We start from the raw sequence: 22,113 nt of genomic DNA on the forward strand, positions 1-22,113 counted from the left end.
AAAAGAATGGATTACCGGCTTTTTGAGTTTGCCGGGAATCTGATTTTTGAATCTATTAAGCTCAGGTTTGTGTATTGCAGGACTACGGCTTGCAGCTGAGGGCTACCCTTTCTTCGGGTGTTAGCGATATATAGAACCTGAGAATCTCTTCCGGGTTCATTTCAACCCCGAGATTAAAACCCCGTCTCTGGCCCGCTTTTAAGAACTTCTCTTCCTTCTCATGCTTTTTGTGCATCAGGCGGTTCACTTCTTCTTCAGTCAGCCTGGACATGTCGATCCTTTTGAGCAGGCCGATCAGCAGGAAATTTTTTTCTACACGCTCGTAGTAGCTCTCTTTTTTTTCCTTCTTCTTGTCCTGATCAAACAGGTAGAAATGCTTCCCATTTTCATCCTTACCTGAGAGTAATACCTTCTTCAGAACCAGCTTGCCGTTTTCTGATACAATGACCTTACGTTCGGGCTTCATTTCCTTGCCTCTGTTTAAATCTGATTAAATGACAGTACTCCTTGCAACTATCTGATCACAGGATCTTTTTGGTTTAACTTAGTACAATTTCAGCTTTCTCAAATTCATATATAAAATTGTCTATACTTTAGAATATAATCACCATCATCATCATATAGTCTCTCAGACATGAAAACCCGATTAGCAGATAACTAAAATACTAAAAACACTATAAAATATAATAAAATCCTGAGAATACCTGCGGATGGAAATAAATGTTTGGCGAACTAAAATCTAATATCAGGGCATCGATCCTGCCGATGGCAAAAAAAATACCCCTGTCTCCTAACTCATTGACTTTGATAGGTCTTCTTGTAAGCGTTTATGCCGCAGTCCAGTTTGCAAGGGGTTTTCTTATAATCGGCGCTCTGCTAATACTGATAAGTGGGCTCTTTGATGTCTTTGATGGTGCAGTGGCCAGGGCGAACGGATGTACTTCAGCCTTTGGCGCAGTCTTTGATTCGGTATGTGACAGGTATGCCGATGCAGTGGTGTTTGCAGGCATCATCTATGGTCTTATAACAGGCAGCATTCCTCAGGTTAATATATTGTCAATGCCTCTCTGGTTCTGGACCGTTATGGCGATAATAGGTTCGTATCTTGTCAGCTATACCCGTTCAAGAGCTGAAGCCATGGGTGCCAGTGAAATGGATGTCGGGATTGCCGAGAGGCCTGAAAGGATGCTTGTGCTGATGGGCGGTGCGGTGACAGGGATGCTTGGAATAGCACTTTTTATTATAGTCATCATCACCCATGTGACTGTTGTACAACGCCTGATACATGCCAGGAAATCACTTGCATAACCCCGGGCATAGGCAAAGATTATAATATAGAGCGTCTATTTAAGCCTGATATCTACTAATAATTCTTATTCAAAGAGAGCTGAGGATGCAAAGATGCAGTATCAAGCTGATGTAACCATTGAACTTAAGGCAGGTATGCTTGACCCGGAAGGCACAACGATAAAAAGAGCTCTTGAACACCTCGGTTATGAGACCGATAGTGTCAGGACAGCAAAGAAATACACTATCACCCTTGAAGCGGAAAGTATACACGATGCAAGGGAAAACGTAGAAGAGATGTGCCAGAAACTGATAGCAAACCCGATCATCCATAACTATGCGATATCCCTGAGGGAAACAGAATGAGCATTGCCATTGTCCAGTTTGGTGGCAGCAACTGCGACCTTGATGTCCTTCATGTTCTCAAGGATGTCGTGGGTGTTGATGCCGAGCTTGTATGGTATAAGGAAGAGAATCTGGACCGGTTTGACGGAATCGTAATACCCGGTGGTTTCTCCTATGGTGACTATCTCAGGGCCGGTGCAATAGCCGCACGTACCCCTATTATGAACTCGGTGAAAAAACAGGCCGAAGCCGGCAAACCCGTGATCGGCATATGCAATGGTTTCCAGGTACTCACGGAATCCGGTCTGCTCGATGGTGCACTGACCACAAATAACTATCCGAAGTTCAGGTGCGAATCCACATTCCTCAGAGTCGAGACTACTGATACGCCATTTACTTCAGCCTTCAGAAAAGGTGATATCCTGAGTATCCCAATAGCTCACATGGAAGGAAATTTCTATGCGGATGAGCCAACTCTTGCAAGAATGGAAGATAACAGCCAGGTGGCCTTCAGGTATGTGGATAAGAACGGTAAAGTGACTGATGAAGTAAATCCCAATGGTTCACAGGAGAACATTGCCGGAATCGTCAGCACTCAGAAGAATGTGCTTGGTATGATGCCACATCCCGAGAGGGCATCCGAGGATGTGCTGGGATCTTCCGATGGATTGAAGATTTTTAAGTCAATGGCGGAGTATATCTCTGGCCGTTGAATAATTTTATTTCTAATTCACGGGTAGCAAGAATTACTATTTGGTAATTCCTGTACTCTATTTACTTTCCTTTGTTTTAAGTCACTTACAATTTATATTCTTAATGATCATATTAGTTCAGTAAAACTAATTGTATTGAAAATCCTTTTCTTTACAAGAATATATTTTTCATTTTTGTAGGATTATTTAGAAACATTTTTATCTAGCTAACGTCCTTATATTAATTGAGTGGTGGTAATATAATAAAAATTAAACTAGTTACTACAATGTTAATTTTATCGTTTTTATGCATAGGTATCGTAAATGCTGCAGATGACACGACCGAAACTCCAGTTGCTTCATTCTCTGCAGATGTAACAGAAGGCAAAGTGCCTTTGGAAGTCCAGTTCACTGATACTTCAAGCGGAGATCCTACTTCATGGGAGTGGGACTTTGGTGACGGTGAGACCTCAGATTCGCAGAATGCATCGCATGTTTATACCGAGGCCGGTGCTTTTGATGTGAGTCTGACGGTAAGTAATGCTAATGAATCAAATTCTGTGACAGAGGTCGGTTATATCTCAACAAATACTATTCCTGTAGTTGATATTGATTATATCCGTCCGAATCCTGCCATTGAGGGCGATACTGTTAGCTTAGTTGGTATATACGTTTACAATTATACTGCAATCACACGTGGTAATCATGAATGGTACTCCTATTTGGAAGAGCGTGTAATATGTCCTGGAAGAACATTATATACAGGAAATCTGGAAGTGGGGAATCACACTATAAGCTTCAGGGCTAAGGATAGTGAAGATCAGTGGTCAGATCCGGTTTATGGCTCAGTGCTCATTCTCGAAAATAATCCTCCAGAAGCTAGCATTGATTCTATAACACCGAACCATGCACTTAAGGGTGAGGAAGTTACGTTCATTGGGTCAGGCACCGATGATGATGGGGTAGTCAACGGCTCGATAATTCATGAGTATAAGTGGGAGTCAAGTATAGATGGTATGCTCAGCACTAGCAATCAGTCAAGTTTTTCCAGTTCAAACATGTCTGTTGGAACTCATACAATAACCTTAAAAGTAAAGGATCATATGTCAAGTTCTCTGCCAGTGAGCGCGACTTTAATAGTTAAAGGTGACACTGAATACATACAGGTAAGTTCCGAGAAGGCCATAAGTGCTAACAACCCGGTAAATATAGTGTTCGATGTTAATGACACCAATCTTACATCACTGGAATTTTCAATAACAGATAGCAATGATGCTGTTATTCTGACAAAGGATATAACTGATGAGCTGGACTCCGGTATTTATTCATTTGAATGGGATGCAACTGACTCACAGGGCGAACCACTCCAGAGTGGAGCGTATAAACTTAGCTTGCTAGGTACTGACTCATTCGGTGATTCAATCTCAGAGGGAATGATTCTGAATGTTGACCATACACCTCCTGTTATTGTTATAGATGATATCACTGGTGTAATTACACATGAAGATATAGTTTATGCCAGTTCGGATTTGACTGTTACCATATCCGGATCGGGATATATATAACGCGAAAAAAGTGTACGCTTTGAAATTTTGACTTTTTTATGAGTTCGAATATTATTCCCCTCAAGATCATTCGGGGTAATAGGTATCTAGAACAATGGATACTCAGAATTTTAGGAAGTTTTGGATTTGTAGTTCGAATTTACTTCCTTGAACATCACGTGGGGGATATAGTTAACAAGAAAAAACATTACGCTTTTGTAAGTGTTCTGAACAAACTCATTAGAATAAATTGAATTTTTCTAAGCTGATGAGGTTTAAGTTCAAATTATGTCAAAGAATAAGCTGCCTAAATTTTAGATTCAAGTTAGTTGGAAAAAGGAAATATAAAACAGAGGATGTATTACATGCTATTGGATATAATCTTAATTCAACCCATATATGTTGATTTAAATAGATTTTCTACAGAACTTTTTCAATCCTTTATGCCCAATATTTCTTTGGTCAGCTCATAGCTATGTTCTGTACATTCAGAAGTAGATTCATCAATACATTCTTTATAAGCGAATCCTGAGATCTCATAAAGCAGTTTATTTAAATTCCTACCTTTACTTGTTAGGTGATATTCTATAGTTAAAGGCGTCTTGGAAACAATTACTTTTTCTATCAGCTCATCTTGTTCTAACTGGCGCAATTTCTCAGATAGGACCTTGCTGCTGAGTTTTGGATTGTTCTTCAAGAAATCATTGAAGTGTGTGCTTCCACAGAACATATCCCTGATAATATTAAGGGTCCATTTTTTGCTTATTATTTTGATCGCTTTGTCTATAGGGCTGCGTTTCAGTTGACCCATGATATCTCACCTGATTACTAATTGGTTAGCTTAAGTATTTATATTACTTTTGGTAATTAGGGATTGTAACATGGCATTGTAGAAAGCCTTCAAAATTTACTACAAAAAACAAGAATGTTTCAAATCATCTAAATTTGAATATTCAACATGGGCATTTCTACAAAGTTCAAATGGAGAAATAAATATGGCAAAAATAACACAAAGTATGATTGGCGAAGCATTGGTAGGAGAAGGACCTGAAGTTGCACACATCGATCTTGTTATCGGTACAAAGGGAAGTGCAGTTGAGAATGCATTCATGAATGCACTTGCAAACCCACAGCAGGGTCATTCCCCACTGCTTGCAGTCCTTGAACCAAACGTTATGCCAAAACCAGCAACACTTCTGGTGAACAAGGTTACCATCAAGAACGTAACCCAGGCTTCCCTGATGTTCGGCCCTGCACAGGCAGCTATTGCAAAAGCTGTAATGGACAGTGTAGCTGACGGCGTTATTCCAAAAGAAGAAGCAGAGAACCTTCTTGTCATTGTTTCAGTATTCCTCGAATGGGATGCAACAGACAAGGAAAAGATCTACGAGTTCAACTACGAAGCAACAAAGCTTGCAATAAAGCGCGCTATCGACGGAACACCAACAGTTGATGAGGCACTTGCAAAGAAGGACTCTGCAGAGCACCCATTTGCTTAAAAAAGACTTCCTGCGAGCAAAATCGCAGGATGCTTATATTTTTAAATTCAATCAACAAATCAATTTTCTAATTAGTAATTAAGGAGCTATCATGAAAATTAACAATCAAATTTCTTATGGAATTTATGCCAGATTGGTTTTTTATGTAGTGATATTTGCGCTTTCAGGGTACGTTATATCCTATAGCGGATTGCTTAATGGTTCTTTAATAACCAATGATGTTTGGTATTGGTTTTTTAGTTCAGTAGCGCAGAGTTTTGTAGCAATAGTTAGTGTTCTGGTGGTTGTTTATACTTTCAATAAAGATAATATCAAGTATTCACATCAAAAAAATTATCTTGAAACAGTTTTTTCATTTTCAATGTTGGTTGGATTTTTCATAATCTTTTTCTCGCTTATGTTAATTCCTTTTGCATCGATTCCATTTGGCAATACTTACAACATAACAATAAAATTGATTATAATCCATGGATTTTTAGGTCTATGTTTTTTTGATTTAATCTATACATTAAAATTTATTCACAGTCTTTGTACAACTTCTCAAGAAACAGAATGCCTTACAGAAACAAATGAGAATTTTTCTGATGAAATTATATCTGATGAGTAAGAGTTTTGATTCATTCAGCCCCTCCCCAACTCTTCTAACCTCTCCCTTACATGAGCATGAGAGCAAACGACTGCCACTTCTTGCCTCCGCTTCATATAATGCAACGTACCCTTAGAGAACCCCATCTTCTTCCATTTGGAACCATTAATGATGGAGCAGTTGGTACACGTGGAACACTTGCTTGATGTACACTGGTAAAAAAGTGAAATTCAAGGTATTAATACACAATCTTGACAGTATGTTAAGATTGTATATTTTGTATTATTGAAAATTTCTACAAAGCCAAAAATAGAAAAAATTAAGAAATCCCTTCGGATCATAGGCCATCTTTCGTATGGTTTTCCTGATACTCGGAAATATATTTGGATACAAGCTTCCTCTTAGCCCACTTTAGATGATGGTGAGCAGTGGATTTAGAGATTCCTAGAGCTTTACCTACATCTTCAATTGAGACCCTATGGCCATCATCAAAATAGCCCATTCCTTTTGCAGTAAACAATATCTTCCTCTGCATCTCAGTAAGGTTGTCACTAGAAGTGTCCTTATCGAGATTATATACCTCATCTATTGACCATTTGCCCAGCTTTTTTAGTTTGCTATAAGCCTGGTTCAAATGTTTCAGGTCAGTTGCAAGAATTGTGTAATATTTATTGCCGTTCTTTATGAGAATAGGATGTTTTATGAAACAGTGAGATTCTTCAAAAGCGTGAATTGCACTCGCATCATCAATTGCGGCCATGAAAAGGGTCTTTTCAGGAGAAATCTGGAGAACCTCAAAGGACACCGTGGATTCATGCCCCTCAATCTCCATCAAATGTCTGGGCGTTGCACTTTCCCGCTTTTTTTCCTGCACAAGGAATAGAATCCGATCCTCAGATACGGGAATATGTGACAGTATCTCCAGCTCAAGACCTTTTTCTTTAGTAATAGTGGCAAGAGAACAGTGATGCTGTTCTACAGAAATTTTCGCTTCAAGCATTTTAATCCCCATTTTTTAGAAAACATTCATTGTGATAAGATTGATTTTGCACCGCAGGCCGTTAAAAGATTAGTCTTTATTATGCATTAATTCAATTTATAGAATTCATAGGACATGTCCTATTATATAACTATACCATGTTCGTATGTTTCGTTTACTCATGTCTTAGATAGAACAACAAACAGGTCTTAAACAAATTATATGCGAACTCAAGCTCATCTTTAATCGATTAACATGACGAACGTCTACGATAAAATGATAAAAGAAGCTCTCGCAGCTCAATGGGCAGATGTAGAAACAATTAAGGCAAAACGCGGAACCGAATTCAAGATCAGTGATGCTAAGCCATACGTGGATGCAGTGAACCAAATGACTGCTATCGAAGGACAGTCCCAGACTGTTATCGACCTGCATGTCAATTCAGTCAATGCACACTATGACATTTTAAGCGATCTGGCAACCACTGTAAGATCTGAAGACGATCCTTTCGTAGAACATTACCAAACACCTCCTATAATGGAAATATTGTACGAAGAGGATCCTTCATTCAGAGAATCCGTAGATGTCTTCGTGAATGCCATTGCAGAGAATGAGCATCTTATTGGAAAAGAATCTGTCAGAAGATACGGTGGATTCTACGGTCCTACCTGTGTAGTTGACTTTGCATTCTCCCCCGGCTCCACAAGCAATGTAGTGAACAGGATACTAACAGATCTGAAGATCAGCGATGATCACAAGCAGGCAATCCTATCTTCCAAATCATGGGGTATGGACACATCCTACGGAATAGGTGCTGCATTCCAGACATCCCTCGAAGCAGGAAATACAGTGGCACAAGCCGTAGAAGATGAGATTGCCATGCTGCAGATGGTCTATGACAAACCTGTAGATACACAGGTAAAACTCATGGAAGATGCAGGTCATACCTCCTTTAACACAAGAGAATATATGAACAAGTACAAGGACAGGATGAAAGGTACCATCAAAGCCGCAATGGATGAAGGTGTCCATTATGGAAATATAGTTACAGTACCGGCATATTGTGTTGGTGACGTAGCACACCACATATCCCAATCCATGTTCAACATGTGTAAGGACGATGTGACAATGGCGATCATCGAGGCCGAAACACAGGTACTCGAAAACACTCTGAAAGCAGGACTTGCCAAGGGATTCAAGAGTCCAGCCTCAGTGCTTAACCTTGCAACCGGAGCAACAGCAGCAGGTGCAACACACATTCTCCAGAAAGATGGTTTCACCGCATCCATGGTCACCGATCTGCTGACAAAACGCTACAGCAACTACGTTCCACTCAACCCTACAAGGGGACCGGCTGCTGAACTCCATAACGTGGACTTTATGGACATGATCCAGCGTGGCTTCAACTTACTTGAGGTTAAGCCTATCGGAAAAGGTGGCTATATCGGTGGTGTGAAGATCGACCTCAGTCCTATTGACAACAATGAAGTTCTTAGCAACCCACAAAGATACACATATCCTGCCTGTGCAATCACTGTCAGGTTCTCCTCACTGATGAGACTGGCTGATTTCCCATGTCTGCTGACCAGTGAGCCTGTGACTGCAACCCTGATGACCAATATCATTGCTATGAATCCGGAAAACCCAGGTTCACCAGCAAGAGGTTGCAAGTCCTGTGCAACATCAGACCTCATCAAGACACACCACTACTGCCAATGGAGTCAGGCAGTATAAGGTCTAAGGAACCACGAATGGAAGGAAGATATTCCTTCCCTTTGTTTTTTTAAGAGGTTAAACTATGACTGACTCAAACAAAGAAAGTACAGCACCGTACTGTGAGCCCTATAGATTGTGCTTTACGGAATCAACTAAAAAATATATAGCTGAGTTTGTAGGTACCTTTGCCCTGGTATTTATCGGTGCCGGATCGGTGGCGACTAATTATGTTTCTGATGGAGCACTAGGTCTTGTAGGAATTGCCGCTGCATTCGGCTTGATCGTCATGGCCATGATATATGCTACCGGACATATTTCAGGTACACACATTAATCCAGCTGTTACAATTCCCCTGCTTATCAGTAAAAAAATAGGGGCAAAGGATGCAGCAGGATATATTGTCGCTCAACTTGCAGGTGCAACCACAGCAGGATTTGTGCTAAAGGCAATTTTCCCGACGGCCGTTGCAGCTGTGAACCTGGGAACAACAGGTCTTGGAGCAGACGTAACATTTGGAACAGGAATCCTTATTGAAGCTATACTTACCTTCCTGCTGGTGTTTACCATATACGGTGCAGCAGTAGACAGCAGAGCTTCACCGGAATTAGCAGGATTTGCCATAGGAATGGTCGTATTGTTGGATATTCTCGTAGGCGGACCCTTAACTGGTGCATCAATGAACCCTGCAAGGACCTTTGGACCTGCCCTTGCATCAGGTTACTGGGCCAATCACTTGGTCTACTGGATCGGACCTATCGTTGGAGGAGTTGTTGCAGGACTTACCTATGAAGGCATTTTTGCTGAAAGGTAAACTGGTTCCTATCGAGGCTTTAAATAGCCTTATCCTCCTTTTTTCACCCAACCACAACTTTACTCCTAAATATACAAAGGTCTCTAATCTGTACAAAATATGCAGACATAGGTACGATGTCACTCTGGATTTGGGTGGCTACCATTCAGGTAGTTTTGATAAAAATAAAAAACTTTCACCAGTATATAGTAGGTGAAGCAATAATGCCAATGAAAAGTATCATTCGTCTAAAGAAATCAATTAGCAATAATGAGCGTATTGCTTTTGGAAAATTAAGGAAAGATGTTATCAAGCCGGGTATTTGTACTCTCTGCGGGGCATGTGCCTCCACATGTGAATCCATATCAATTGTAGACAAGTTACCAAAATTAATTGATAAGTGTGATGGCTGCGGGGTCTGTTATAATCAGTGTCCCAGAACGATTACCACAGAAGAGGATCTTATCGGGAAAATACGGCATGCTTACTGTGCAAAAACAACAATACCCGAACTAAAGGGCCAGGATGGGGGTATTATCACATCTGTACTTGCCTATGCCCTCGAAGAGGGACTTATCGATTGTGCCATAGTGACTACTAGGTCTGAAGAAGAACCATGGAAACCAGTGCCCATTGTTGCTAAAACATATGAAGATTTGTTAAGTTCATCCGGTAGTATATATAGTCATAGTATGACGATGGAAGCTCTTATGAGTGCAATTAAACAAGATATGCGGAGCATTGCTTTTGTTGGTCCTAGCTGTAATATTGATGCTGTCACCAAGATGCAAAAAAGCCCATACGGATTTCTTCGCCTTTTCATGAGGGCAAATATAGTGAAGATGGGATTGTTCTGCATGGATACCTTTTACTATGAAGGTATCAAAGAATTTGTTGAATCTAAAAACATAAAACTTGAAGATATTGACGCAATGAAAATACGCAAAGGTAAATTCGAATTTTATATGAATAATGAAATTCGAGACTTCAGTTTAAACGAATTTGATAGTTATCGTAGTAGTTCCTGTAAATTCTGTACAGATATGGCAGCTGAAAAATCAGATATTTCTTTTGGTGGTATAGGAACTCCAAATGGTTGGACAACCGTCTTAGCCCGTTCAGGAATCGGATATGAGATTTTCAACGAAGCTGTGGACAGTGGGTATATTAAATCCAGAGTCTTAGAGAAAAATGAGATGGAAAAAGTACTCAACCTTGCAAAAATGAAAAAGGTTCAGATGTACCCAATCACTAAGAGGAAATAACACAAATAAATAAAGAGAGCATTTTGACAACTCCCCATCCCCCTCATTTCACAGATTGTTTTACAACTTCCTATTTCATCACCTTTCTGAAAAACGAGATGAGGGGTTTTATTCATTGTTCCAAACGTACCCAGTATGAATAATAAAAGTAAATGCCTTATCACTTTTTGGTTATAATATAGATCTTATGTTCACGCCGTTAACAACCCATAAGTAATAGAACGTACCTTAAATGGTTTGGAAAATATAAATTTAATACAATCCGATGTAATTCGAGAGATGTTCATGAGTGGTTTTTCTATAGATGGAGATAAATCTCCAACAAAAGTTGTTACAAAGGATGTGGAAATTCCAGATGAAATCGTTGCTAAGTGGCAACGAATCGTAGACCAGATGGCTAAGGTTATCGGTGTACCTGCTGGATTGATCATGAAGGTTGACCCTCCGCAGATAGAGGTATTTCTATCGAGTGCAACGGAGGAAAATCCATATGATAAAGGGGAAAGAGCAGACCTCAATACTGGACTTTACTGTGAAACTGTTATGAAGCAGCGTAGACAACTTTTGATTACTGACGCCTTAAAGGATCCCGAATGGGATCACAATCCGGATATTGAATTGGGGATGATCTACTATCTTGGTTTTCCACTCGAGTGGCCCGACGGTGAAATATTCGGTACGATCTGTGTGCTAGATGTTAAGGATAATCCAAAAGCTACATCTTATGCAGAATTAATATTTGAATTCAAGGAAGCAGTTGAAACCGATCTGCATGTTGTTCTCCAATTAGCCGAACGTGAACAGCTCATCGAAAGATTACAAGATCAAAGCAAACATCTCCAGCAGATGGTTACAGAGCAGACCGCTGAATTACAACAGGCAAATGAAGACTTAAAAATAGCTTATGAAGAACTTAAAGAATCTGAAAACAAGTTCAGAACCTTATTTAACCATTCCAGTGATGCAATTGGCATATATGACCTTGAGGGTCAATTTATGGAAGTAAATCAGACAGTTTGCAAAGTCCTTGGTTACGATCGAGCTGAAATGTTACGAATGGCTCCCATGGAAGTGGACGTTCCAGAATATGCAGTAAAGATACCAGCGTTAATTAAAGAAGTATCACAGAATGGACATAAGATATCTGAGACGATTATTTCTCGCAAGGATGGTTCTACTTTCCCAGCTGAAATAAGCAGCTGTCTGATTGATTATGGAGGCATTCCAGCAATTCTCAGCAGTATTCGCGATATCACCGAGCGTAAGAAGACAGAAAAAACTTTACAGGATAGCGAAGAAAAGTTTCGTTCCATGTTCCAGCATTCTGCTGCTGGAATGGCCGTATTCTCATCTGATGGAGATATCCTTCAAGTAAACTCATCCTTATGGCAATTCCTTGGTTACTCTAAAGATGAACTTTTACAACTAAGTGCATTTGATCCAATTCATCCTGATGATCGGGAAGATGTACGGCTTTTCTTTGAAGAACTTGTTTTAGGGAAACGACAGTTTTTCCATTTTGAAAAGCGTTTTGTCCGCAAGGATGGTTCGATTGTCTGGGGACATGCATCTGCTGTTTTGCTACATAGTTCTAGGAATAATTTTTGTGTAATGGCCTTGGTGCAGGACATTACTGAGCGTAAGAATGCAGAAGTGGCTTTAAAAGCATCGGAGAAAAAATACTCTACTATTGTGGAAAAAGGAAACGATGGAATTACTATTGTCCAGGATGGTCTGATACGATATGTGAATTCAAAATCAGCGGAAAACATCGGCTATACGAAAGAGGAACTTATTGGAAAATCACCTATTGAATACGTCGCTAAGGAAGACAAGAAACGGGCACTGGAATTCGCTACAAAATTAATAATTGAGGGAAAAAATCCAGGTAAATTTGAATTTTATGCAATCTCCAAGGATGGCAGAAAGGTTCCAATTGAAGCAAGCTATTCATTAATTGAATACGAAGGCAGGCCTGCGGTGATGTCGATTGGTAGAGACATAACCGAGCGTAAAATCAATGAAAAAATACTTATAGAAAAAACAAAGGCTGAAGCTTCCAACCGTGCCAAAAGTGAATTATTAGCCACTATGAGTCATGAAATGCGTACACCTCTAACTGTTATTATTGGATACTCAGATTTGCTTGACATGCAGGACATTGGAGCACTCAATCAGAAACAGGCAAGTTATGTAGAGCATATTTTAGAAAGTGGAAAACACCTTTTGTCGCTCATAAACGATACACTGGATCTTTCTAAAGCTGAAGCCCATAAGATGGAACTTTATATTGAAGAGTTCTCTATACCTGATGCTATTGATGGCGTAAGAACTACATTGATGCCCCTGACATCAAGCAAAAACATTGGTTTACTGGCAAATGTCAGCACCGATATTGTCACAATAAAAGCGGATAAGATGAAATTTAAACAAATACTCTACAATTTTGTAAGCAATGCTCTAAAGTTTACACCAGAAAAAGGCACGATTACTATCGAAACTCGTCCCGTGAACAACATGTTACAAATTGATGTTATTGATACTGGTATTGGAATATCTGAAGAGAACATGAATGAATTATTCCAACCATTTAAACAAGTTAATAATCTTGAAACAAGAAAACAACAGGGAACCGGACTAGGACTTACTTTAGTCAAAAAGTTTGTAGAATTGCATGGTGGTGAGGTTTGGGTCGAAAGTGAACTTGGAAAAGGAAGTATCTTCACATTTACAATTCCTATTGAGGGCAAAGTGCAATAAAATATTATTTAGGAGTATTAGTGATAGTACTGATTATCACCGGTTATAAAACACCCTCATATTAACATTAGTAATATCACTAAATCTGCTATTGCTATCGATATTACCTTTAGCTATGTAAAAATTGTTAAGTGTGCCATTTTAACCGTTAGATCCACATCTCCAACCTCCCCCTTACCTGAGTAATGAGAGTAAACGGCTTATCACTCTTAGCATTCTGCTTCATTCAATAGAGAACACTCTTGGAAATCTGATCATCTTCATTTATCTCTTTTCATGTCGCTTTTCACTTGTCGTCTTGTCGCCTGAAATTGTCGCTTAATTTCTACCAAAAAGCGACAGGAAAACGACAACTAAAATCCATAAATTTAACCGTTTGTGACAAGTTTTTCCCATTGATTCAAGCGTTCTCTTACATGAGCATTCAAAGTAAAAGGCTTATCAGCTTCAGCATTTTTCTTCATATAATGCAATGTACCTTTTGAAAATCCTAGCTTTTTCCAATCAGAATATGATATACTAAGTATCTTCTGTCGTATGTCGCTTGAGTCATGTCGCTTTGTCGCATATTGTGGTTCCAAAAAGTCAATCTCTTTTCGCTTACCAGTTAGATAATATGCTAATTCCCTAGCTTTCAGGAGAATAACATAATTCCACATTGGACTTTTACTTTGATACTTGACCCGTTTGTTGAACCACCAATTGATCTCTTCAGTCAGTTTCTTAGCTCCACTGGGCCTGAGCCTCAAGGAAAAATTCTCTGTCCTAATGAAGTCCTTCTTGTCTATGCCATTTGTTTCTATCAGGTTAAGGACAGCAAGATCAATAAGGAATCTAAAAGGTTCCTGAAGATCATAAGCTAAACTATTCTTACTAGGATTCATTTCATGCAAGAAGCCCACGTGAGGATCTAGGCCCACAGAATTAATGGCTCTCAGGCACTCTGCCTCTAACAATGCGTTGCCGTAGTTAAGCATGGCATTTACCATATCCCCTGCGCCTATGGCCCTCCCGCTCTGGTTAAGTCGAGATTCAAAATTGTATTTTTCAGGTACAGCTTTAGAGAATTCATTCCAGTACTTAGAGGCGACACCACCCTCAACACCCATAATATCTCTGATTGAGTTGATGTTGTTTAGTTTATCAATATCCTCTGAAAAATCAAAATCAACCGTAGGATATCGTTGATTTAGGAAATCAAGGACAACTGTTGATTTATCAACTTTCGCCTCAACAAAGCCTCTTGCTATCTTAATTCTACTTTCTTGATTCTCAAATGCATGATATTGAGCAAACTTGGTTTTTATATTGGTACTTTCAGGAGGAAGCATTGTTGTCAACAGTTTTCCGTCCCAATTGAGAATTGAAATTTGGACATTGTGCTTAATCAACCATCTGATAGCATCCAACGTCATATTACCAGTTTGTCCATAGACTACTATACTATCGACATCAATTCTCTTTGGAGAGAATACGTATTCTTCTGGCTCTTCAGTAGCTGAAAATCTCCCATCCTTGATGTGAAGTTTAGCACCATCAACACGCATGTTGATTCCATTACCATTTAAAAGTAGAAGCTTCATTTCTTTAGCCTCCTGAATCCAGTAGTTGGAACAGTGGTTTTTGTCCCTTCAATAGCTTCCAATGGGCTGCAAAGCTTCAAGGGCTTGTCTGCATTTATCTCAGCTTCATCTCTTATTTTTGATATGATCTCAGCAGTATTCTTATCATCGTTTTTCCTCAGCTTATTTTCCAGATTAAACAGTTCGGCCCTTCCCTCTTCAATAACTTTAGCAGTAAAAACAGTCATATAATCATTTTGGAAAGCTGATAACTTTCTTGATCGAATGTCTTTTTTCAGTTGTTCGAGAACAGTTTTATCCTTGTAATAACCCAAGAGTTTTATGATATGATTTCTCAGCTTCAAGTATTTATCATGGCCTTCTGGATACTTTTCCAATAGTGCCTTTAATGCTTCCAACAAATTAGTTTTATTTCTAGGTTTTATCTCTTTATTCACAATACTCTCGTAAAGAATACTTAGAACACCATCTATAATTTCGGCATCTCCACTTGTTAGATTATTTACCAAAACATCCAGTTGACTTGGATTGAGGATATATTTGTTTTTATAACGCTTGATCTCAGCAATTACCATCTTCTTATCAATATCATCCCCTGTTTTGAGGAGTTCAAACACATCATCAAGGTGTTTTTTTCTATCCGCGGCATCTTTGACAAATATATATGAGGCGTTCCCATCTTCTTTTTCTACACCATACTTTTCGAGTTCTTCAGGTTCTTTTAAAGTTATTATTAAACCTACTTTATGCATATTTGCCAGTTTTTTGTCAATAGTCTTCGGACTATATCCTCGATCCTCTGGATTTGTATCTGGATTTGGATGAAGACTCCTTATATATGCTATGAGTTGCCGCCTTCTAGAATACCCATTTTCAGATAGATAATTGACAACCTCTACCTCAAAACTTACCTTATTATTAGACATTATTACCTCATAACTTCAACTAACATATATCATAACTACTATCAAAATATGCCTCAAATATGTATATAAATTTTATTGCTAATTCGAATTTTGTATGAAATCAACTGCTAGAATCTTAGTAACTTTGCCTCCTTATCTCAAGGAGAAGTTAGAGCAGAAAGCAAAAGAATATGGGTGCTCTCAGGCCGAGGTCCTCAGGACATCGTTTATTAGGCTCTTGGAGGCTGAAAAATGAGCCGAATGCAATTTTCTGAAAAGTATCGGACCTATGGCGAATGGCTAAAGGCTCAACCAAGAGATACTAGGTATGCAAAAGAGATCATCAGGAAACACAACCTGAACCCATCAGCTACACTCAGTACCCTCCGTAAAATGAGAGTATCTGATATTGCACCTGCTTTTAGTCCTTTTAACAAGCTTTCTCCTGAACAGCGAGAAATGAGAACTAGAGCACTCTACACATTGAATGATATGAGGAAAGGCAAATCCCTTACTTCAGCAGCAAAAGAGCAAGGAATCAATGTGCAGGATGCTCTAAAGCATCTTGGAAATGCCGTCTCTAAAAAGAATGGTCGTTGGGTTGCAACAAAAACAGACAGCATAGAGAGAAGTAGATGGCTCTACTCTAATGGCAAAAGGATTAGTGTTGTAATCAAAAGCTCAAGAGATGCATCTCTTATCAGCAAGTACCTCAATGCTGTCAGGATTGCTGTAATAACAGGACCTGCAACAAAACTTGAAGCGTTCAAAGGTGTCACAATAAAGGGAGTAGATGGAAAAGATTACCCATTTGAAACCGATCTTGAGAAGTTGTATGAGTTAAAACTGCAGATCGAAAATCCTGAGCTTTTACCAATATACGACGACAGAAGCTAAACAACTCTAGTTCAATGAGGGAGCGGTTTGTCCAACGAGGATTTTATTTCACAGATAAAACAACAGGCTAAGACTGAACAGCTTGTTAAAAATGGCATCTGTGAAATTTGTGGAGAAACCAATCCTTATGCTTTGAAGATTTTTGAAAATCATCACATTTCCACAAGAGGCTTTTCGGATGAAACTAGAGTTCTCTGTCTGAACTGTCATGCTGCTGTCACGCATTTTCAGAATAATTTACCGCCTAAATTCCGATCAAGCAAATTACCACTAGAAGAGAGAATAGAATACATTCTCCTTTCACATGCAGCATTAAGAAAACGGATGGATGAAGTTGAAATTGATTTAATAAACCAAAAGTATGGGGGTTGAAATATGAATAACGTTGCCTTAAGGACATTCTCAACAAAAAAAGAAGAGAAGAAACAATCAACTTTCAGATATAAGCAGGATACTCCAGAATTTTCCAGAGTTTTTACTTTTGATACAGAAACAACAGCAGATGAGTATCTTAACTTGAAATTTGGGTCTTTTAATGTACATGAAAATGATGTATATCATTACGGTGGGCTATTCTGGGATGAAAGGCATGTTTCAGAGAAAGAGCATAAAGTCCTGAAGGAGTATGCAGAAAAACACAACATACGCTTATTCTCCCTTAAAGAGTTCATCAAACTCTTTTATCTGGAAGTCTATGAAAAGAAAGTGCTCTGCATTGGCTATAATATCAACTTCGATCTATCAAGGATTATTCTTGATTATGGTCATGGCAGATATTCGGGCAAGGATGGTTTTTCCCTCGTACTTAGTGAAGATACGACTTACCCAAGACTACGCATAAAGCATCTGACTGGGAGATCATATAATGTTGAGTTTACCAGAGCAAAGGGCAAGTACAGAAAGAAGAAAACCTTCAAAGGACATTTTCTGGATGTAAGTAACTTAGCTTGTACTTTAACTGACAACAAATCTCTTACACTTGAAAAAGCCTGTGAGATATTTGATACTCCAATTAAGAAAAAAGCAACAGATGAACATGGAAAGATTACTCCAAAGTACATTGATTACAACATAAAAGATGTAAAGTCCACTTATCAGCTATTCAAAAAAGTAAGACTGGAGTATGAAAAGTATCAGTTGGGCATTCCAATGACTGATATTTATTCTGCTGCTTCTCTTGGTAAACAGGCACTTAATCAATTCAACTTAACTCCCTTTATGCAACAAAATCCAGAATTTCCTCCTGAAATTCTTGGAAATCTGATGAGCGCCTACTATGGAGGGAGATGCGAATGCAGGGAAAGAAAGATTCCTGTTAAAGTCACAGTACTAGATTTTTTCAGCATGTATCCAACAGTAACACTACTTCTTGATCTTTGGAAATATGTCATAGCAGATAAGGTTCATTACATCGACGATACGGAGAACGTTCGGCGATTCATCGAGGCATTCACCTTTGAGGATGCACTCGACGGCGATATGTGGAAGCAACTGAACGCCGTCGTTGAAATCGAACCTGATGGCGATATCCTCCCCACTAGAGCAAAGTATGTAGGGGAGGATGGAACGTTCAATATCGGCATTAATCACCTAACTTCGAATGATTCGATGTACTATTTCCTCCCTGATATTTTAGCATCAAAGCTGCTTACAGGCAAGTCTCCTAAAATTAAGAGAGCTATCAGTTTCATTCCTAAAGGCATACAGGAAGATCTCAAAGAATCGGAGGTCTATGGCGTTCACGTGAACCCAAAGGAAGATAATCTTATCAAAGTCCTTGTTGAACGCAGGCAGGAGATCAAAGGGGAAATGAAGAAAGTATCTAAAGACTCCCATGAATATGATGTTCTGGATGCACAACAGAGGGCTTTGAAAATCCTCAATAATTCCACTACTTACGGAATTTATATTGAGATGCATCCAAAGGATGAGGAAAAACTGGATGTATTCAGTAATGTCAATTTTGGGACTGAAGGCAAATATGAACAACCAGGAAAGTTCTTTAATCCTATAATCGGAGCAAATATTACAGCAGGAGCAAGGTTATTAATTGCGATTGCTGAAAGGTTTGTACTGGATAAAGGAGAAGTACATGCTTACATGGATACGGATTCAATATTCGTTCCTCCACATCTTGCAAATGAATTGAGCCATCTGTTTGATTCATTGAACCCTTATGACTTTGATAAGCCTATTCTGGAAATAGAGGATGGAATGGAAGATATCTGGTTCTATGGAATCAGTTCCAAGAGGTATTGCCTGTTTCATAAGGAAGGAAACAAAGTTATCATTCCCGAAGGTAAGAAACTGTTCTATAAACTACATGGATTAGGACATATCACAAACCCATTTAGCAGGAAGCTGAAGGAAGGAGACCAATGGCACAAGAGACTGTGGGAAGACATTCTCAAAGTTCATTTTCATCCTGAAAGCCTGCCTGATGTGCTAGAGATGTATGAGAACTATGCAGTAATCTCCAATCTCGCAGTATCAACAGGAACTATCCTGAAACGATTCAAGAAGCTGAATGAAGGGAAGGGATTTGACAAGCAGATCAAACCGTTCAATTTCATGCTTGTAGGTAATGGTACAACAGTTGATGAGGATGGGGAGAAGGTTAAACCAGTTGCTCCTTTCAATAAGAATCCACAGATTGCAATTGAGAAAGAGTTCATAGACTACAATACAGGAGATACGCTTCAGGGAAGGCAGTACTGGAAGCCATTAAGCGATGTGTTCCTTGATTACATAGATCATCCTGAAGCCAAGTTTGAAGGAGATGTTGGTGTGCTGCAAAGAAGGCACATAAAGCCTACTGGATGCGTGTATATTGGAAAGGAAGCGAATAAGGTTGAAATGCAGGAGCTTGAGAGTAATACTGTTGAGACATATCATGATATTGAAAAGTTGAGGCGATTCATTCTGAATTTAACTCCTGCTGAAGCTAGAGAGATTGGAATTAAGTACAGAAGCACGTTGAAGAAATTGAAGGATAGGGTGAAGGAAGGCGAATTTAAGTTAAATACGAAGGAGATGAGGAAGATTATAAAATCATTGTAATTCATGGGATTAAAACTGGAAGTTAAATATGACTTAATTATAGGTCACTTTTTTCTTGTAGTTCTCTATCAACATACATTTTTTGAGTTAGTTCTCTTGTGCTTTCTAGCTCTTCAAAACGTTTTATTGCCTCTGATTCACCTGAGGTCATCTTAGAAATTTCAAGTAAAATACGATTTTCAAAAATTTGCATTCCTTTGCTAAATGAACCAAATTTTTCAGAGGAAATATTTTTCATTTCTTCGTCATTAAAAACTTGCTTTAAGAGAGACTTAACACTATCATCTTTGTGCCAGCAGACAACATCATTCTTTCGATATCCATCCCATAATAAAAACGATGATCTCCCAACAAAAGTCAGGTACAATTCAAACGATACCCATAGTCCTTCTCCCAAAAAAGGTCTATTAATTTCGGTTTCACTTTTGATTGTATCAATTTTTGGAGAAAATATATTTATATCTAATTCATTCTTAATAAAATCACTAATCTTTGGTTCTTTAATGATTTTATTGTACTCCTCTTCAGCAAATACATCATAGAAGAATTGGGATTTTGAAGCCATTTTTCTCACAGATAGAACATTCTCCCAAATATTTTTGATTGCTAAGACTCTTTCAGGATAATTATTTTGTTGAACAAAAGAAAATGAGTCTATAAACGATGAAAAAATGGCATTTTCTTCTTTAATTTCAGCACGTAACTGCTCTAATTTTTGATTCTCTTCACTTGTCCATTTAATTTTCATTTTGTCTGCCAATCTCTCAGCTAGGTATTTTGAACCAATATAAGTTATTATAACCCATCCACCCAAAGATGTGACAATAATCTCAATATTATCGAAAATTAAAGAAAAATCCATATAAATTATAATGTCTCAAAACTTTAAAATGTTATCGGAAAAAATCTCAAAACAAGAGATTTCAAAGCGTACACTTTTTTCGCGTTATATATATCCCACCATATCCGGATCTGACGAAGATGTAAAAGATGTCAGCATCAATCTATTGTCGGATTCCGGAAGTCAGGTAAAAACAATCAACGCTGACAACGAGGGTGATGGCACCTGGGTTGGTGAATTCGATCTGTCCTCTGTCCCGGATGGAAACTATAATGTTACAGCTGTTGCAACGGACACTGCAAAGAACGTCAAGGATGCAAGTTCGGCTATAACAGTCAATGTCGACAAGACCGCACCTGTGATTGAAAATTATTCACCCGCAGACGGCAAGGTATTTGCTGAAGGTACAACTGCTGTGGACATCAGTTTCGATTACAGTGACGCAAGGACTGGCATAAATGAAAGTTCTGTAGGAATGATAGTTGACAATATTGATGTAACAAATAATGCAACGATAAATGCATCTTCGGCTTCGTACAATGGCACGGGTTTGGCTGTGGGCAGTCATGCTGCTTCAATATTCATAGCAGATAACACGGGTAATAATAAGAAATTCACCACTAATTTCTGGATCGGTCCGAAACCGTCAGCAACTACCTCCAGTAGCAGTGGAAGCAGCAGTGGTGGCGGTGGCGGCGGTTCTACCGGTGAAAAGTATGAGAACATCCGTGTAAAGGAAGTGGAAAGCATCTATGTCACCAAGGACTCACGCATCAACTACGAGTTCAATAAAGATGGAAATGCCATTACTTCTGTACATTTCGATGCTCTGAGGAATGCAGGCACAATATCAACAATTATTGAAGTATTGAAGGACAGGTCTACTTTCGCAAAGACAGATGTCCCCGGAAATGTCTACCAACAGATGAATATCTGGGTGGGTAAATCCGGTTTTGTCGATCCTGAGAATGTTGAGAATCTTGGAATAGGTTTCATGGTGGAAAAGACATGGCTGGAAGAGAATAACATTGAAAGTGACACAGTAAAACTATACAGGTATTCAAACGAATCCTGGACAGCACTTGATACTGAAGTTACTGAAGAAGACGATGAGTATGTGTACTTTGAAAGTCAGACTCCGGCATTCTCACCATTTGCCATAAGCTCGGAAGCCGAAAGTGAGGAACTTACCGATGAAGCAATACTGCAATCTGTAGATGATGAAAGTGTTATTTCAGACGGGGAGCCTATCGAGGTTAAGACAACAAGCAGTGAAAGTTCCACTTTTGTATTTGTAATACTTGGTGGGCTTTCGGTAGTGCTTATAGGTGCATACCTTATCTACAGGAAAGGAAAGTAATTCT

The 22,113-nt window shown here is 38.9% G+C and carries 21 protein-coding genes; 15 read left to right on the forward strand and 6 right to left on the reverse strand.

Annotated features, from left to right (window positions below):
* Nucleotides 1-82: 82 nt before the first annotated feature.
* Complete coding sequence (locus HWN40_RS05460) at nucleotides 83-466, reverse strand: hypothetical protein (protein ID WP_176964787.1); 384 nt, start codon at nucleotides 464-466, stop codon at nucleotides 83-85.
* A 254-nt stretch (nucleotides 467-720) separates the two neighbouring features.
* On the opposite strand from HWN40_RS05460, the gene HWN40_RS05465 reads away from it, so the two are divergent.
* The 4 genes from HWN40_RS05465 (at nucleotide 721) to HWN40_RS05480 (ending at nucleotide 3,889) form a co-directional block, all read left to right on the forward strand.
* On the forward strand, nucleotides 721-1,308 hold the full coding sequence (locus tag HWN40_RS05465; protein WP_176964788.1) for a CDP-alcohol phosphatidyltransferase family protein: 588 nt from the start codon (nucleotides 721-723) through the stop codon (nucleotides 1,306-1,308).
* A 93-nt stretch (nucleotides 1,309-1,401) separates the two neighbouring features.
* Entirely contained in the window at nucleotides 1,402-1,653 is a 252-nt protein-coding gene (gene purS / locus HWN40_RS05470; protein ID WP_176964789.1) for a phosphoribosylformylglycinamidine synthase subunit PurS, read from the forward strand.
* Nucleotides 1,650-2,345 carry a phosphoribosylformylglycinamidine synthase subunit PurQ gene (gene purQ / locus HWN40_RS05475; RefSeq protein ID WP_176964790.1) on the forward strand — a complete coding sequence of 232 codons (696 nt, stop codon included), beginning with the start codon at nucleotides 1,650-1,652 and terminating at the stop codon, nucleotides 2,343-2,345. The genes purS and purQ overlap by 4 nt, the downstream gene beginning before the upstream one ends.
* A gap of 266 nt (nucleotides 2,346-2,611) precedes the next feature.
* A complete protein-coding gene (locus HWN40_RS05480) occupies nucleotides 2,612-3,889 on the forward strand; it encodes a PKD domain-containing protein (RefSeq protein ID WP_176964791.1) in 1,278 nt (425 codons plus the stop codon).
* 412 nt (nucleotides 3,890-4,301) lie between these two features.
* Here the strand turns inward: HWN40_RS05480 and HWN40_RS05485 are convergent, their stop codons facing one another.
* Nucleotides 4,302-4,679, reverse strand: coding sequence for a winged helix-turn-helix transcriptional regulator (locus HWN40_RS05485; RefSeq protein WP_176964792.1), 378 nt, complete (start codon nucleotides 4,677-4,679; stop codon nucleotides 4,302-4,304).
* Nucleotides 4,680-4,863: 184 nt separating this feature from the next.
* On the opposite strand from HWN40_RS05485, the gene fae reads away from it, so the two are divergent.
* A complete protein-coding gene (gene fae / locus HWN40_RS05490) occupies nucleotides 4,864-5,367 on the forward strand; it encodes a formaldehyde-activating enzyme (RefSeq protein WP_176964793.1) in 504 nt (167 codons plus the stop codon).
* A gap of 91 nt (nucleotides 5,368-5,458) precedes the next feature.
* The gene (locus HWN40_RS05495; RefSeq protein WP_176964794.1) at nucleotides 5,459-5,974 is read left to right on the forward strand and encodes a hypothetical protein; all 516 of its coding nucleotides are present in this window, start codon (nucleotides 5,459-5,461) and stop codon (nucleotides 5,972-5,974) included.
* Between the two features lie 316 nt (nucleotides 5,975-6,290).
* On the opposite strand, the gene HWN40_RS05500 is transcribed toward HWN40_RS05495, so the two are convergent.
* Nucleotides 6,291-6,953, reverse strand: a complete 663-nt coding sequence (locus tag HWN40_RS05500; RefSeq protein ID WP_176964795.1) for a helix-turn-helix domain-containing protein — start codon at nucleotides 6,951-6,953, stop codon at nucleotides 6,291-6,293.
* 234 nt (nucleotides 6,954-7,187) lie between these two features.
* Here HWN40_RS05500 and HWN40_RS05505 point away from each other — a divergent pair, with 234 nt between their 5' ends.
* The 4 genes from HWN40_RS05505 to HWN40_RS05520 all read left to right on the forward strand — a co-directional run bounded on the left by HWN40_RS05505 (nucleotide 7,188) and on the right by HWN40_RS05520 (nucleotide 13,463).
* Nucleotides 7,188-8,666: a DUF2193 domain-containing protein gene (locus HWN40_RS05505; protein ID WP_176964796.1), complete on the forward strand. Its 1,479-nt coding sequence runs from the start codon at nucleotides 7,188-7,190 to the stop codon at nucleotides 8,664-8,666.
* A 64-nt stretch (nucleotides 8,667-8,730) separates the two neighbouring features.
* Nucleotides 8,731-9,459 (forward strand): MIP/aquaporin family protein, encoded by a 729-nt coding sequence (locus tag HWN40_RS05510; protein WP_176964797.1) that lies wholly within the window; start codon nucleotides 8,731-8,733, stop codon nucleotides 9,457-9,459.
* Nucleotides 9,460-9,662: 203 nt separating this feature from the next.
* Nucleotides 9,663-10,703, forward strand: a complete 1,041-nt coding sequence (locus HWN40_RS05515; protein WP_246275994.1) for a Coenzyme F420 hydrogenase/dehydrogenase, beta subunit C-terminal domain — start codon at nucleotides 9,663-9,665, stop codon at nucleotides 10,701-10,703.
* 237 nt (nucleotides 10,704-10,940) lie between these two features.
* On the forward strand, nucleotides 10,941-13,463 hold the full coding sequence (locus tag HWN40_RS05520; protein ID WP_176964799.1) for a PAS domain S-box protein: 2,523 nt from the start codon (nucleotides 10,941-10,943) through the stop codon (nucleotides 13,461-13,463).
* A gap of 368 nt (nucleotides 13,464-13,831) precedes the next feature.
* Here HWN40_RS05520 and cas1 read toward each other — a convergent pair whose 3' ends face one another.
* Both cas1 and HWN40_RS05530 read right to left on the reverse strand, forming a co-directional pair.
* Complete coding sequence (gene cas1, locus HWN40_RS05525) at nucleotides 13,832-15,046, reverse strand: CRISPR-associated endonuclease Cas1 (RefSeq protein ID WP_176964800.1); 1,215 nt, start codon at nucleotides 15,044-15,046, stop codon at nucleotides 13,832-13,834.
* A complete protein-coding gene (locus HWN40_RS05530) occupies nucleotides 15,043-15,972 on the reverse strand; it encodes a hypothetical protein (protein ID WP_176964801.1) in 930 nt (309 codons plus the stop codon). Before HWN40_RS05530 ends, cas1 begins: the two co-directional genes overlap by 4 nt.
* A gap of 94 nt (nucleotides 15,973-16,066) precedes the next feature.
* Between HWN40_RS05530 and HWN40_RS05535 the strand changes: the two genes are divergently transcribed.
* The 4 genes from HWN40_RS05535 to HWN40_RS05550 are packed head-to-tail and all read left to right on the forward strand — an operon-like array spanning nucleotide 16,067 to nucleotide 19,908.
* Nucleotides 16,067-16,207, forward strand: a complete 141-nt coding sequence (locus HWN40_RS05535; RefSeq protein WP_176964802.1) for a hypothetical protein — start codon at nucleotides 16,067-16,069, stop codon at nucleotides 16,205-16,207.
* Nucleotides 16,204-16,848: a hypothetical protein gene (locus HWN40_RS05540; protein WP_176964803.1), complete on the forward strand. Its 645-nt coding sequence runs from the start codon at nucleotides 16,204-16,206 to the stop codon at nucleotides 16,846-16,848. The genes HWN40_RS05535 and HWN40_RS05540 overlap by 4 nt, the downstream gene beginning before the upstream one ends.
* 27 nt (nucleotides 16,849-16,875) lie before the next feature.
* The gene (locus tag HWN40_RS05545; protein ID WP_176964804.1) at nucleotides 16,876-17,220 is read left to right on the forward strand and encodes a hypothetical protein; all 345 of its coding nucleotides are present in this window, start codon (nucleotides 16,876-16,878) and stop codon (nucleotides 17,218-17,220) included.
* A gap of 3 nt (nucleotides 17,221-17,223) precedes the next feature.
* Nucleotides 17,224-19,908, forward strand: a complete 2,685-nt coding sequence (locus HWN40_RS05550; protein ID WP_176964805.1) for a DNA polymerase domain-containing protein — start codon at nucleotides 17,224-17,226, stop codon at nucleotides 19,906-19,908.
* 37 nt (nucleotides 19,909-19,945) lie between these two features.
* Here the strand turns inward: HWN40_RS05550 and HWN40_RS05555 are convergent, their stop codons facing one another.
* Nucleotides 19,946-20,770, reverse strand: coding sequence for a hypothetical protein (locus HWN40_RS05555; RefSeq protein ID WP_176964806.1), 825 nt, complete (start codon nucleotides 20,768-20,770; stop codon nucleotides 19,946-19,948).
* Between the two features lie 28 nt (nucleotides 20,771-20,798).
* On the opposite strand from HWN40_RS05555, the gene HWN40_RS05560 reads away from it, so the two are divergent.
* Nucleotides 20,799-22,109, forward strand: a complete 1,311-nt coding sequence (locus tag HWN40_RS05560) for a PGF-pre-PGF domain-containing protein (protein ID WP_176964807.1) — start codon at nucleotides 20,799-20,801, stop codon at nucleotides 22,107-22,109.
* Nucleotides 22,110-22,113: the final 4 nt, after the last annotated feature.

This window comes from Methanolobus zinderi, from assembly GCF_013388255.1.
Classification (GTDB): Archaea; Halobacteriota; Methanosarcinia; order Methanosarcinales; family Methanosarcinaceae; genus Methanolobus; species Methanolobus zinderi.

Coding starts and splice junctions, on each gene's coding strand:
- HWN40_RS05500 (WP_176964795.1), bottom strand. CDS start 6,953: ATGCTTGAAGCGAAAATTTCTGTAGAACAGCATCACTGTTCTCTTGCC.
- HWN40_RS05460 (WP_176964787.1), bottom strand. CDS start 466: ATGAAGCCCGAACGTAAGGTCATTGTATCAGAAAACGGCAAGCTGGTT.
- purS (WP_176964789.1), top strand. CDS start 1,402: ATGCAGTATCAAGCTGATGTAACCATTGAACTTAAGGCAGGTATGCTT.
- HWN40_RS05535 (WP_176964802.1), top strand. CDS start 16,067: ATGAAATCAACTGCTAGAATCTTAGTAACTTTGCCTCCTTATCTCAAG.
- fae (WP_176964793.1), top strand. CDS start 4,864: ATGGCAAAAATAACACAAAGTATGATTGGCGAAGCATTGGTAGGAGAA.
- HWN40_RS05505 (WP_176964796.1), top strand. CDS start 7,188: ATGACGAACGTCTACGATAAAATGATAAAAGAAGCTCTCGCAGCTCAA.
- HWN40_RS05515 (WP_246275994.1), top strand. CDS start 9,663: ATGCCAATGAAAAGTATCATTCGTCTAAAGAAATCAATTAGCAATAAT.
- HWN40_RS05480 (WP_176964791.1), top strand. CDS start 2,612: ATGTTAATTTTATCGTTTTTATGCATAGGTATCGTAAATGCTGCAGAT.
- cas1 (WP_176964800.1), bottom strand. CDS start 15,046: ATGAAGCTTCTACTTTTAAATGGTAATGGAATCAACATGCGTGTTGAT.
- HWN40_RS05555 (WP_176964806.1), bottom strand. CDS start 20,770: ATGGATTTTTCTTTAATTTTCGATAATATTGAGATTATTGTCACATCT.
- HWN40_RS05530 (WP_176964801.1), bottom strand. CDS start 15,972: ATGTCTAATAATAAGGTAAGTTTTGAGGTAGAGGTTGTCAATTATCTA.
- HWN40_RS05510 (WP_176964797.1), top strand. CDS start 8,731: ATGACTGACTCAAACAAAGAAAGTACAGCACCGTACTGTGAGCCCTAT.
- HWN40_RS05465 (WP_176964788.1), top strand. CDS start 721: ATGTTTGGCGAACTAAAATCTAATATCAGGGCATCGATCCTGCCGATG.
- HWN40_RS05560 (WP_176964807.1), top strand. CDS start 20,799: ATGTTATCGGAAAAAATCTCAAAACAAGAGATTTCAAAGCGTACACTT.
- HWN40_RS05540 (WP_176964803.1), top strand. CDS start 16,204: ATGAGCCGAATGCAATTTTCTGAAAAGTATCGGACCTATGGCGAATGG.
- HWN40_RS05550 (WP_176964805.1), top strand. CDS start 17,224: ATGAATAACGTTGCCTTAAGGACATTCTCAACAAAAAAAGAAGAGAAG.
- HWN40_RS05485 (WP_176964792.1), bottom strand. CDS start 4,679: ATGGGTCAACTGAAACGCAGCCCTATAGACAAAGCGATCAAAATAATA.
- purQ (WP_176964790.1), top strand. CDS start 1,650: ATGAGCATTGCCATTGTCCAGTTTGGTGGCAGCAACTGCGACCTTGAT.
- HWN40_RS05495 (WP_176964794.1), top strand. CDS start 5,459: ATGAAAATTAACAATCAAATTTCTTATGGAATTTATGCCAGATTGGTT.